This window comes from Aeromonas crassostreae, assembly GCF_054052445.1.
Genome location: NZ_JBSTYM010000030.1, coordinates 1 through 12,754, shown reverse-complemented (window position 1 = coordinate 12,754; position 12,754 = coordinate 1). Strand labels below are relative to the sequence as shown.

9 protein-coding genes are annotated in these 12,754 nt (G+C 61.9%); 4 read left to right on the top strand and 5 right to left on the bottom strand.

Features of this window, described 5'->3' with window-relative positions; genetic code table 11:
• Nucleotides 1–5: 5 nt before the first annotated feature.
• The 5 genes from ACW5W4_RS17125 to ACW5W4_RS17105 all read right to left on the bottom strand — a co-directional run bounded on the left by ACW5W4_RS17125 (nucleotide 6) and on the right by ACW5W4_RS17105 (nucleotide 8,094).
• Nucleotides 6–1,445: an ATP-binding protein gene (locus ACW5W4_RS17125; RefSeq protein WP_456690193.1), complete on the bottom strand. Its 1,440-nt coding sequence runs from the start codon at nucleotides 1,443–1,445 to the stop codon at nucleotides 6–8.
• A gap of 34 nt (nucleotides 1,446–1,479) precedes the next feature.
• On the bottom strand, nucleotides 1,480–2,202 hold the full coding sequence (locus ACW5W4_RS17120) for a response regulator (RefSeq protein ID WP_456690192.1): 723 nt from the start codon (nucleotides 2,200–2,202) through the stop codon (nucleotides 1,480–1,482).
• Nucleotides 2,203–2,619: 417 nt separating this feature from the next.
• Nucleotides 2,620–3,783, bottom strand: a complete 1,164-nt coding sequence (gene fadA / locus ACW5W4_RS17115; protein ID WP_456690191.1) for an acetyl-CoA C-acyltransferase FadA — start codon at nucleotides 3,781–3,783, stop codon at nucleotides 2,620–2,622.
• Between the two features lie 21 nt (nucleotides 3,784–3,804).
• Complete coding sequence (gene fadB, locus ACW5W4_RS17110) at nucleotides 3,805–5,952, bottom strand: fatty acid oxidation complex subunit alpha FadB (protein ID WP_456690190.1); 2,148 nt, start codon at nucleotides 5,950–5,952, stop codon at nucleotides 3,805–3,807.
• A gap of 204 nt (nucleotides 5,953–6,156) precedes the next feature.
• Complete coding sequence (locus tag ACW5W4_RS17105) at nucleotides 6,157–8,094, bottom strand: acetoacetate--CoA ligase (protein WP_456690189.1); 1,938 nt, start codon at nucleotides 8,092–8,094, stop codon at nucleotides 6,157–6,159.
• Between the two features lie 190 nt (nucleotides 8,095–8,284).
• Between ACW5W4_RS17105 and pepQ the strand changes: the two genes are divergently transcribed.
• The 4 genes from pepQ to hemG are packed head-to-tail and all read left to right on the top strand — an operon-like array spanning nucleotide 8,285 to nucleotide 12,252.
• Nucleotides 8,285–9,607: a Xaa-Pro dipeptidase gene (pepQ, locus tag ACW5W4_RS17100; protein ID WP_456690188.1), complete on the top strand. Its 1,323-nt coding sequence runs from the start codon at nucleotides 8,285–8,287 to the stop codon at nucleotides 9,605–9,607.
• On the top strand, nucleotides 9,607–10,224 hold the full coding sequence (locus ACW5W4_RS17095) for a YigZ family protein (RefSeq protein WP_456690187.1): 618 nt from the start codon (nucleotides 9,607–9,609) through the stop codon (nucleotides 10,222–10,224). Before pepQ ends, ACW5W4_RS17095 begins: the two co-directional genes overlap by 1 nt.
• Before the next feature lie 38 nt (nucleotides 10,225–10,262).
• Entirely contained in the window at nucleotides 10,263–11,720 is a 1,458-nt protein-coding gene (locus ACW5W4_RS17090; protein ID WP_427263392.1) for a TrkH family potassium uptake protein, read from the top strand.
• Between the two features lie 7 nt (nucleotides 11,721–11,727).
• Complete coding sequence (gene hemG, locus ACW5W4_RS17085; RefSeq protein ID WP_456690186.1) at nucleotides 11,728–12,252, top strand: menaquinone-dependent protoporphyrinogen IX dehydrogenase; 525 nt, start codon at nucleotides 11,728–11,730, stop codon at nucleotides 12,250–12,252.
• Nucleotides 12,253–12,754: the final 502 nt, after the last annotated feature.

The window sequence follows — 12,754 nt, the reverse complement described above, 5'->3', positions numbered from 1 at the left end:
GGTGTTTACTGCCTCGGTAGGGAGAGGGTGGCCTGCAGGCCGCCCTGGGGACGATTTTCCAGCACCAGATCGCCGCCGTGGGCGTGGGCTATGTTGCGGGCTATGCCCAGGCCCAGGCCGGTGCCGGCCTGATCCGTGCTGAGGCGAACATAGGGCTCGAAGATGCGCTCCAGCTGATCCTCCGGCAGGCCGGGTCCCTCGTCCATGATGAAGAGGATCAGCATCTCCTCGTCATCCATGATGATGATGCGCACCCGCTCGCCGTACTTGATGCCGTTGTCCACCAGGTTGCCGATGCAGCGCTTGAGGGCCAGGGATTTGCCGCGATAGGGCCACTTGCACAGCCCCTCTATGGTGAGCCGCTCCTCGTGCAGGTTCATGGCCTCGGCCATCTGCTCGAGCAGGGCGTTGACGTCGATATCCTCGATGTTCTCGTGGATGTCGGTCTCTTTCACCGTCTGCAATGCGCCCTTCACCATCAGCTCCAGCTCGTCGAGATCCTTGTTGAACTTGGCTATCTGGGTCTCGTCGTCCAGCAGCTCGACCCGCAGCCGCAGCCGGGTGATGGGGGTCTTGAGGTCGTGGGAGATGGAGCTGAAGAGGCGCTCCCTGTCGTCGATATAGCGGCGGATGCGGTGCTGCATGATGTTGAAGGCGCGGGTCGCCGCCACTATCTCCGAGGCCCCCTCCTCCTTGAGCTGGGGCTGATCGATGTCCTTGCCGAGATTGACCGCCGCCTTGGCGAGGCGGCGCAGCGGCCGGGTCTGCCAGCGCACCAGCAGGAAGGTGAAGAAACAGAGGAAGACCGTCATCAGGGCGATGAAGCGCACCTGGTTGCTCGGCATCACGGTATCGTCGAGGGTCATGTAGGGGGCGGGCAGCAGGGCGGCCAGGTAGAGCCACTCCCCCGGCTCTATCTCTATCTGGGTCACCAGCACCGGCGGATTGATGGGCTCGAGCGACAGGGTGTAGCGGGCCCAGGAGGAGGGCAGATCCGCCAGCAGGGTGTCGTTGTTGAACACATGGAGGTCATCGGGACGGGAGAAGTCCACCTTGATGGCCATGGCATCGGAGAGCTTGCGACTGAGCACCCCATGGACCTCGCTCAGCACCAGGGTCTTGCGCTCGCTGTCCGGGATGGCGCTGATGTGGATCTCCTCCTCGTTCAGGGAGACGAAGAAGCGGCTGCCCCCCATGTTGCGCAGCTGATCCAGGGCGATGTGGCGGTATTGCAGCGGCAGGGACTTGAAGAAGTTGACCGTGGAGGCCGCCGACAGGGCCAGGTTGCGGGTGGTGCTGATCATGCCCTCCAGCTCCCGCTTCTGGATCTGCTGCATCCAGATGCCGGTGAGTATGGTCTGGGAGAGCAGGATGGCGAGCAGCAACAGCAGCAGCATCCGCGACAGCAGGGAGCGGGGCATCAGCACCCGCCAGAGCTGGGCCATTATGAGTGCCCCAGGGGGAGGGCGCGCCTGACCCTCATGGCAGCTCGTGCACTTCCGCGATCAGCATGTAGCCGCTGCCGCGTATGGTCTTGATGATGCGCGGGCTCTTGCCGTTGTCTCCCAGCTTCTGGCGCAGGCGGCTGATCTGCACGTCGATGCCGCGCTCCATGGGCAGGCTCTCGCGCCCCCGGGTGGCGTCCGAGATGGTGTCTCTGTCCAGCACCTGGCCCGGCTGCTGCAAGAACATGTTGAGCAGCACGAAGTCGCTGCCGGAGAGATCCAGCAGACTGCCATCCTCGTGGGTCAGCTGGTGGCTCAGGGTGTCCAGGGTCCATTCGGCGAACTGCCAGCGGCGGCTCGGCTCTTTTTCTTTCTCCGGCTGACGGAATTCGGCGCGGCGCAGCAGCGCCTTGATACGGGCCTGCAGCTCGCGCGGGCTGAACGGCTTGGCGATGTAGTCGTCGGCACCGAGCTCGAGGCCGATCACCCGGTCGGCCTCGTCGGAGGCGGCGGTCAGCATGATGATGGGTACCTGGGAGTCGCGGCGGATCTGCTGGCAGAGGGTAAAGCCGTCGTCGCCGGGCATCATGATGTCCAGAATGATGAGGTCCGGGCTGTACTGGGCGAGTTGCTGGCGCATCTCGTTGCCCTCCGCCGCCATCAGTACCTGAAAGCCGGCCCGGGTCAGGTATTCGTTGAGCAGCTCGCGGATCTCTTGGTCGTCATCGACGATCAGCAGTTGTTTGCTCGTTGACATATGTATGTGCATCCACCCATTTTTTTGTGCAGATTGAACCTGTCGGGGGAGCAAAAAGCAAGCAAACCCCCCATCTAATGTGAAGTTAGGGGGATTATCGCCGCCGTTTTGCCGCACTGAACGAAAAAAAGGCCGACCCAAATGGGGCGGCCAAGCGCAGATTCCGACGGCAAGAGCACACCCCGTGTGGTGCGCTCCACAGACTCAATCATGGGGCGAACAGGCCGACCCCAAGCGACGCGATACCGGCTCGCCCTCACCCGTCGAAAGGGGGCGACCCGTTTCAATATCCTCCACTCGTTCCCCGCAGGGCCGGGAGCGATCCCTGGCCGGTGGATCGGCCAGGGGGGGGTTGTGTTTACACCCATAGGGACCCGATGACAGGGGGATGCCCTGAGCGGCGGGTCTGTCTGGGGGTTAGACCCGCTCGAACACAGTGGCTATGCCCTGGCCCAGGCCGATGCACATGGTGGCCAGACCCAGGTTGGCGTCCTTCTCCTCCATCAGGTTGATCAGGGTAGTGGAGATGCGGGCGCCGGAGCAGCCGAGAGGGTGACCCAGGGCGATGGCGCCGCCGTTCAGGTTCACCTTCTCGTCCATCACCTCCAGCAGCCCCAGATCCTTGGCACAGGGCAGGGACTGGGCGGCGAATGCCTCGTTCAGCTCGATCAGGTCGATGTCGGCCATGGTCAGACCGGCACGCTTGAGCGCCTTCTGGGTCGCCGGCACAGGGCCGTAACCCATGATGGCAGCATCACACCCGGCCACCGCCATGGATCGCACCCGGGCGCGGGGGGTCAGCCCCAGGGCCTTGGCGCGGTCCGCACTCATCAGCAACATGGCGGAGGCGCCGTCGGACAGGGCCGAGGAGGTGCCGGCGGTGACTGTGCCGTTGACCGGGTCGAACACAGGGCGCAGCTGGCTCAGAGTTTCGACCGTGGTCTCGGGGCGTATCACCTCGTCGTGCTCAATGAAGAAGCGGGCGCCGCTGGCGTCGTGCCCTTCCAGCCCGACGATCTCCCTGGCGAAGCGTCCTTCCAAGGTGGCGGCGTGGGCACGGCGGTGGGAGCGGGCGGCAAACTCGTCCTGCTGCTGCCGGCTGATGCCGTGCAGCTTGCCCAGCATCTCGGCGGTCAGCCCCATCATGCCGGAGGCCTTGGCCACGGATTTCGCCATACCGGGGTGGAAGTCCACCCCGTGGCTCATGGGCACGTGACCCATGTGCTCGACGCCGCCGATGATGAAGATATCGCCGTCACCCACCTGGATGGCGCGGGAGGCATCGTGCAGCGCCTGCATGCTTGATCCGCACAGCCGGTTGACGGTGACCGCCCCCACCTGCTTCGGAATACCGGCCAGCAGGGCGGCGTTGCGGGCGATGTTGAAGCCCTGCTCCAGGGTCTGCTGCACGCAGCCCCAGTAGATATCCTCGATCTCGTTGGGGTCGAGGTTGGGGTTGCGCAGCAGGATGGAGCTCATCAGGTGCGCGGACAGATCTTCTGCGCGCACGTTGCGAAAGGCCCCGCCCTTGGACCGGCCCATGGGGGTCCGGATACAGTCGACAATGACTACGTCTTTCATGAATGGATCTCCTGTCCGCAATCAGTAGAAGGTGTTGCCCTGGGCGGCCATCTCACGCAGCTTGTCGCTGACGCGATAGAGCGGGCCCAGGTCGGCATACTGGTCGGCCATGGCGACATAGCGATCCAGGCCAATGGTATCCAGATAGCGGAACACGCCGCCGCGGAAGGGAGGGAAGCCCAGACCGTAGACCAGTGCGATGTCGGCTTCGGCTGGTGTGGCGACAATGCCCTCTTCCAGGCAGAGCACCACCTCGTTGATCATGGGGATCATCATGCGGGCGATGATGGCCTCCTTGTCGAAATCCTGTTTCGGCTTGGCAATGGGGGCCAGCAGCTCGTAGCTGGCGGCGTCTGCCACCTTCTTCGGCTTGCCCTTCTTGTCCTGCTCGTAGGCGTAGAAACCCTTGCCATTCTTCTGACCAAAGCGGCTCACCTCATACATCACGTCGATGGCGGTGCGACCCTCCTTGCTCATGCGCGCCGGGAAGCCCTGGGCCATGACGTCACCGGCATGGTGACCGGTGTCGATGCCGACCACGTCCAGCAGGTAGGCGGGGCCCATGGGCCAGCCGAACTCCTTCTCCATCACCTTGTCGACGGCGGCGAAGTCGGCGCCATCGGCAACCAGCTTGGTGAAGCCGAAGAAGTAGGGGAAGAGCACGCGGTTGACGAAGAAGCCCGGGCAGTCGTTGACCACCACCGGCGACTTGCCCATGGCGGCGGCGTAGGCCACCACACGGTTGATGGTGTCGTCCGAGGTTTGCTCGCCGCGGATGATCTCCACCAGGGGCATGCGGTGCACCGGGTTGAAGAAGTGCATGCCGCAGAAATTCTCGGGGTGCTTCAGCCCCTTGGCCAGCAGGGAGATGGGGATGGTGGAGGTGTTGCTGGCGAGCACGGCGTCGTCGCCGAGAACGGCTTCCACTTCGCCCAGCACGGTGGCCTTCACCTTGGGATTCTCGACCACGGCTTCGACCACCAGATCCACACCCTTCACGCTCTCATAGCTGAGGGTAGGGGTGATGGCGGAGAGCACCTGGCCCATCTTGATGCCGTCGATTCGGCCCTTCTCGAGCTGGCCGTTGAGCAGCTTGGTGGCTTCATTCATGCCAAGTGCCAGCGCCTTCTCGTTGATATCCTTCATCACCGCCGGGATGCCCTTGCTGGCGGACTGGTAGGCGATGCCACCCCCCATGATGCCGGCACCCAGTACGGCGGCGTGGCTGGTGGCCTTGGCAGCTTGCTTGGCGGCCTTCTTGGCCAGCGCCTTGATGTGCTGATCGTTCAGGAAGATGCCGACCAGCGCCTTGGCCACGTCTGTCTTGGCCAGCTTGATAAAGCCCTGTGCCTCGACGACGAGCGCCTCGTCACGGCCCATGCCGGCGGCGGCTTCGACGGTTTTCACCGCCGTCATGGGGGCTGGATAGTGTTTGCCCGCCACGGCGGCAACCATGCCGGCGGCTGTGGTGAAGCTCATCATGGCTTCCAGTTTGGAGAGACGCAGCGGCGCCTTCTTGGCGGCGCGGCGGCCCTGCCAGTCCAGCTTGCCCGCGATGGCGTCCTTGAGCATCTGCAGCGCAGCGCTCTGCAGTGCCTCGGGGGCGACCACGGCGTCGATGGCGCCCACCTTGAGGGCGTCATCGGCACGGACATCCTTGCCGGTGGTGATCCACTCCAGGGCGTTGTCGGCGCCGATCACTCGCGGCAGACGGACGGTGCCGCCAAAGCCCGGCATGATACCGAGCTTGGTCTCGGGCAGGCCGATTTTGGCGGTGGTGTCAGCCAGACGGAAGTCGGTGGCGAGTATGGTCTCGCAGCCGCCGCCGAGGGCGTGGCCCTTGATGGCGGACAGGGTCGGCACCGGCAGATCTTCGATGGCGCTGAAGATGTCGTTGGCCTTTTTCAGCCAGCCGAGCAGATCTTCTTGCGGTAGATCGAACAGTTCCAGGAATTCGGTGATGTCGGCGCCGACGATAAAGGCGTCTTTGCCGGAGGTGAGGATCAGACCTTTTAGTTCACGTTCTTGTTTTAATGCGGCGATCGCTTCGCTCAGGGAGAGCAGGGTAGCGCGATCCAGCTTGTTGACTGAACCCGGGGCATCGAACCTCAGCTCGGCAATGCCGTCTTCGAGGTAGCTGACCGTCAGGGTGTCGCCTTGGTAGATCATGAGAGTGTCTCCTTGTTCCCACATGGTGGGGGGTGGTGCTCCTTTATCCCCAGCAGGGGGCGAGGCTCACTATTGATCCAAAGCATGACAATTTCAACACCTATTTAAAACATTCGTTTAACAGTGTTTGAGTAAAAGCTCTCCATCACAAAACGGGCAAAAGAGAGGCGCCTGGCGGCGCCTGATTCGAGCATGAGTCGATGATCAGCTGGCCAGCTCGGGCCGGTTGCGATACTGGTTCAAGACCTCGGGATCGGCGAGGGCGTGGGTATTGTTGACCGGTCTGTTGTGCACCACTTCCCGCACCGCCAGCTCCACTATCTTGCCGGACTTGGTGCGGGGAATGGCGTCCACCTGCAGGATGCGGGCGGGCACATGGCGGGCGGTGCAGTGCTGTCGCACCTGCTGGCGAATGCGCTCGCGCAGGGGCTCGTCCAGCGTGAGGCCGGGCTTGAGCTTGACGAAGAGCACCACCCGCTCGTCCTGCTGCCACTGCTGGCCGATGACGATGCTCTCCTCCACCTCGTCGAGCTGCTCCACGTAGCGGTAGATCTCGCTGGTGCCGATGCGCACGCCCCCCGGGTTGAGGGTGGCATCGGAGCGGCCGTAGAAGAGGATGCCGCCGGTGTCGGTCAGTTCAATCCAGTCGCCGTGGCACCAGACGTTGTCGAAGCGCTCGAAGTAGGCGGCGTGATACTTGTCGCCGCTCTCGTCACCCCAGAAGTAGATGGGCTGGGCCGGGAACGGTTTGGTGCAGACCAGCTCGCCCTTCTCTCCCTGCACCGGTTGGCCGGCCTCGTTGAATACCTGCACCGCGAGGCCGAGGCCGCGCCCCTGACTCTCGCCGCGATAGACGGGGCTGAGCGGGTTGCCGATGACGAAGCAGGAGCAGATGTCGGTGCCGCCTGAGATGGAGCTGAGCTGCACATCCTGCTTGATCTGCTGATAGACGTAGTCGAACCCCTCAGGCGACAGCACGGATCCGGTGCTGCAGATCAGTCGCAAGTGCGGCAAGTCGTGGGTGTTGATGGGGGCATAACCCTGCTTGTGCAACGCATCGAGATACTTGGCCGAGGTGCCGAACAGGGCGACCTGCTCGTCCCGGGCCAGATCCCAGAGCACGTTGCCGTCCGGATAAAACGGCGAGCCGTCGTAGAGCACCAGGGTGGCGCCGGAGGCGAGGGCGCTCACCAGCCAGTTCCACATCATCCAGCCGCAGGTGGTGAAGTAGAAGATCCGCTCCCCCGGCTTGATGTCGCAGTGCAGCTGGTGCTCTTTCAGATGCTGGAGCAGGGTGCCACCTATGCCGTGGACGATGCACTTGGGTTTGCCGGTGGTGCCGGACGAATAGAGGATGTAGAGCGGGTCGTTGAAGGCCATGGGCTCGAAGGTGAGCTGGGCGCCGTGCTGGCTTGCCAGCAGCTGATGCCAGTCGTGGCCAAGCTGCAGCGGGTTGCCGAGCAGGGGGATCATCACCGTCTGCTCTATGCTGCCTATTTGGCTGACCACGCTGGCGACCTTCTGTTGAATGTCGATGGCCTTGCCGTTGTAGCGATAGCCATCCACCGCGAACAGCACCCGCGGCCGGGTCTGGCCGAAGCGCTCCACCACGCTGGCCTCGCCAAAATCCGGGCTGGTGGAGGTCCAGACAGCGCCCAGGCTGGTGGTGGCCAGCATGGCCACCAGGGTTTCCGGGATATTGGGCAGGTAGGCGGCCACCACGTCGCCACGGCCGATGCCCTGGCTGCGCAGCCACTGGGCCAGCCTGGCCACCTGCTCCCCCAGTTCGCGCCAGCTCAGGGTGCGGCTGGCGCCATCCTCGATGCGGGAGAGGATGGCGGGACTCTCGTCCTGGCGGCGCAGCAGGTTCTCGGCGAAGTTGAGGCGGCTGTCGGGGAACCAGCGGGCGTGCTGCATCTCCTGGCGGTTCTCCGCCACTATGTCCCCCAGCTCGCCCTTGACGCCGCAGTGCTGCCAGACCAGGGGCCAGAAGCGGGTGGTCTTCTCCACCGACCACTGATACAGCTCGGCATAGCTTTGCAGTTGCAGGCCATGGAAGCGATTGACCTCGCCCATGAACTGATGAAGGTTGGATTGGCTGATCCTGGCCTGGTCCGGCTGCCACAGACGGCGGTTGTGCATGAGTGATCCCTGGCTGCATATATCTGATGGCAGTGTATTGAACTGTTTCTTATTTGTTAATGCTTGGTTTGTTTTTAATGACAACGCCCCTGTAACCCGTGCTTTACCTCACGAAGCGGCGGTGTGACGGGTCGAGGCCCTCCGAGCTTGATGTTATGCTGGGGTAACCACCATGTCGGAGCAGGATGCCATGAGCAGTTACAGCCAACTTTTCGCCCAGCACATAGAGACGCTGCAGCGCCGCAGCCGCGACATACTGCAACAGCAGGGGCTCAGCGGCCTGGCTATCCATGCCGGCCAGGCCCACCGCATCTTCCTCGATGATCAGGATTACCCCTTCAAGGTGAATCCCCACTTCAAGGCCTGGTTGCCGGTGCTGGACAATCCCCACTGCTGGCTGCTGGTGGACGGCGTGAGCAAACCCGTGTTGCTGTTCTACCGGCCGGTGGATTTCTGGCACAAGGTGGCTGACCTGCCCAATGCCTTCTGGGTCGACTTCTTCGACATCCGCTTCCTGACCCGGCCGGAGCAGGTGGCGGATCACTTGCCAGCCGACAGGCAGGGGTGGGCCTACCTGGGGGGGCATCTCGAAGTGGCCGAGTTGCTGGGGCTGACCCAGCCCAACCCGGAGGCGGTGCTCAACTACCTGCACTACCACCGCGCCTACAAGACGGATTACGAGCTGGAGTGTCTGCGTGAGGCGAACCGGCTCGGGGTGCGCGGTCACATCGCGGCCAAGGAGTCGTTCATGGCGGGGGCGAGCGAGTTCGAGATCAACCTGGCCTACATGAAGGCGGTGGGACAGGGAGCCAATGAGGCGCCCTACGGCAATATCGTCGCCATCAACCGCAACGCGGCCATCCTCCATTACACCCAGCTCTCCCATCAGCGGGTGGCCGATACCGAGCGCCACTCCTTCCTGATCGACGCCGGGGTGGACTTCCATGGCTATGCCTCCGACATCACCCGTACCTGGGCCTGGCGCCGGGGCGAGTTTGCCGATCTCATTGCCATCATGGATGAGCAGCAACGGGCCATCATCGAAGAGGTCAAGCCGGGTCGCCGTTATACGGAGCTGCACCAGCAGATGCACCACAGGCTGGCGCGGGTACTGCAATCGGTCGAGCTGGTGGATATGTCGGTGGACGAGATGATAGGCACCGGGGTCACCAACGTCTTCTTCCCCCATGGCCTCGGCCACTTCCTCGGCCTGCAGGTACACGATGCCGGTGGCTTCATGCAGGATGAGCGTGGTACCCATCTGGCCGCGCCGGAGCAGTTCCCCTACCTGCGCTGCACCCGGGTGATGGAGCCAGGCCAGGTGTTCACCATAGAGCCGGGCCTCTATTTCATCGACAGCCTGCTGGAGCCGCTGCGCCGTAGCGAGCAGGGCAAGCGGGTCAACTGGCACAAGGTGGAGGCGCTGCGTCCGTTTGGCGGCATCCGCATCGAGGACAACATAGTGCTGCATGCCAACGGGGTGGAGAACCTCACCCGACAAGCGGGTCTCTGATGGCGTCGAGCTATCCGATCCCGGCGGCCGGGGTGGAGGTGAGCGAGGAGATCAAGAAGAGCCGCTTCATCACCCTGCTGGCCCATGCCCCGAGCGTGGCGGCCGCCAAGGCCTGGATAGAGGAGGTGCGCCTGGCTCATCCATCGGCGCGCCATCACTGCTGGGCCTTCGTGGCCGGTGCTCCTCACGACAGCCAGGTCTATGGTTTCAGCGATGATGGCGAGCCCTCTGGTACCGCGGGCAAGCCCATGCTGGCCCAGCTGATGGGGTCGGGGATAGGGGAGATCGCCGCCGTGGGGGTGCGCTACTATGGCGGCGTGCTGCTCGGTACCGGTGGTCTGGTCAAGGCCTATGGGGGCGGGGTGGGTATGGCGCTCAAGGCGCTCTCTACCCGACAGAAGATAGCCAGGCGCCCCTCCCTCATCGAGTGTGATTATGGCGACATGGGGGTGATCGAAGCCCTGCTGCTGAGTCACGCCGGCCAACTGCGCCAGTCGGATTACGGCCAGCGGGTGCGGCTCGAGGTGGACTGGGCCGATGCCGATTGGCAGCAGGTCAACCGCATCCTGACCGATAGAACCCACGGACGGGTATCTCTGCAGCCCATAGATGGCTAGAATCCATCGCTGTTTCATTGTCGGGAGACGGGGCCTGCATGCACATTCTGAGTATTATCCGCATCGTTGGCCTATTGGTGGCACTGTTCAGCTCCACCATGTTGCTGCCGGCCCTGGTCGCCTTCGGCTATCGAGACGGGGGCGGTTCTGAGTTCGTCGGCGCCTTCTTCATCGCCCTGTTGCTCGGCTTGCTGCTCTGGTTTCCCAATCGCCATCACAAGAAGGAGCTCAGGTCGAAAGAGGGCTTCCTGATCGTCGTGCTGTTCTGGACCGTGCTCGGCAGTGTCGGTGCCCTGCCTTTCATGCTGGGGGAGGTGCCGGACATGAGTGTGTCCGAGGCCTTCTTCGAATCTTTTTCCGGCCTCACCACCACGGGGGCGACCGTGCTGACCGGACTGGATGAGCTGCCCAAGGCTTTCCTGTTCTATCGCCAGTTGTTGCAGTGGCTCGGGGGCATGGGGATCATAGTGCTGGCGGTTGCCATCCTGCCTATCCTCGGCATCGGTGGCATGCAGCTGTTTCGCGCCGAGATCCCGGGACCGGTCAAGGACAACAAGGTGACCCCGCGCATCGCCGAGACCGCCAAGGCGCTCTGGTACATCTATCTGTTCATTACCCTCAGCTGCGCCCTGGCATACTGGATGGCGGGAATGACCCTGTTCGATGCCATCTGTCACTCCTTCTCCACCGTGGCCATCGGCGGTTTCTCGACCCATGATGCCAGCATCGGTTACTTCAACAGCAGTGCCATCAATCTGATCACCGTGCTGTTCCTGATGGTGGCCGGGGTGAACTTTACCCTGCACTTCGCCGCCTTTGCCCACAGGCCGCTGCGGCTCTATGTCTATCTCAAGGATCCCGAGGTCAAGGTCTTCATCGGCCTCCAGATCGGCCTGACCCTGGTCTGTTTCCTGATGTTGATGCACCACGTCAACTATGAGAGCTGGTCAGAAACCCTGGACCATGCCCTGTTCCAGTCCGTCTCCATCGCCACCACGGCGGGCTACAGCACCACGGGATTCTCCGAATGGCCGCTGTTTCTGCCCGTGTTGCTGATGCTGGCCTCCTTCGTGGGGGGCTGCGCCGGCAGTACCGGGGGCGGCATCAAGGTGGTGCGCCTGATGCTGCTGCATCTGCAGGGGCTGAGGGAGCTCAAGCGACTCATCCATCCCCGCGCCGTTTATCGGATAAAATTGGGTAACAAGGCCTTGTCGGAGCGGGTGATAGAGGCGGTGTGGGGTTTCTTCGCCGCTTACGCCATCATCTTCATTCTCTGCATGCTGGGGCTGATCGCCACTGGCATGGATGAGCTGACGGCCTTCTCTGCCGTGGTGGCCTCTCTCAACAACCTGGGGCCGGGATTGGGAGAGGTGGCTCCCCACTTCGCCAGCACGACGGATGCCGCCAAATGGATCATGATCATCGCCATGCTGTTTGGTCGATTGGAAATTTTTACACTTCTGGTACTGTTAACTCCTGCATTCTGGCGTAGTTGAGGTTGGTATGGATAAGATTTTGGTGCTTTATTCCTCTCGGGATGGCCAAACCCGAAAAATCATTGATGTCATGCTAGAAGAGATGCCGGGATGTGAGGTTGTCATGCATGATTTGCACAGCCTGCCCATGTGCAACCTCAGCAAGTACAAGAAGGTCTTGATCGGTGCCTCTATCCGCTACGGCCACTTCCATCCCAGCCTGCTCAGCTTCATCCATGCTCACCATGAGCAGCTGGAAGTCGCCAACGCTGCCTTCTTCTGTGTCAACCTGACTGCCCGCAAGCCAGAAAAGCAGACACCGCAAACCAATGCCTATATGAAGAAGTTTCTGCAAAGCTCTCCCTGGAAGCCGAAGAACCTGGGTGTCTTTGCCGGTGCCCTGCAGTATTCCAAGTACAACTGGTGGCAGACCCTCATCATTCGACTGATCATGAAGATCACCGGCGGCAGCACGGATACCAGCCGGGATATCGAATTTACCGACTGGGACAAGGTACGCACCTTCGCCCGTGATTTCTGGCACAAACGCTGACGCGTGCGGTCAGCCCCCGAGCCCCGCCCAAGCGGGGCTTTTCGTATGTTTTTTACGATAATTGATGGTTAAATCGACACTTGGTGTTGGATCTTCAGAAAAACGCACTTTTTTGCATTAATCCCCTTGCCAGAAAGTTTCAGCTCCCTATAATGCGCCTCCATCGACAGGGCAAGCGGCAACGCAAACAACCTCGTCGATAGCCTCGAAAAGCCTTTGAAAATAGGGCTTGACTCGAGAAGGCGGTTGAGTAGAATGCCACTCCCGCAGCAGCCAAAAGCTGCGTCGCTCTTTAACAATTTGAATCAAGCAATCTGTGTGGGCACTCACAGCATCGAACATCAAACAATTTTGTTGATTTTCAATGTCTGGTGAAGTGACCAAGACGATTTCTTAGCAATAAGAAGTCGAACAGTTTATTTCAGCAATTCATTGAGCCGCTGAAGTTCGCTACTCCGGTAACGAATGAACGCAAACCAAACTTAAATTGAAGAGTTTGATC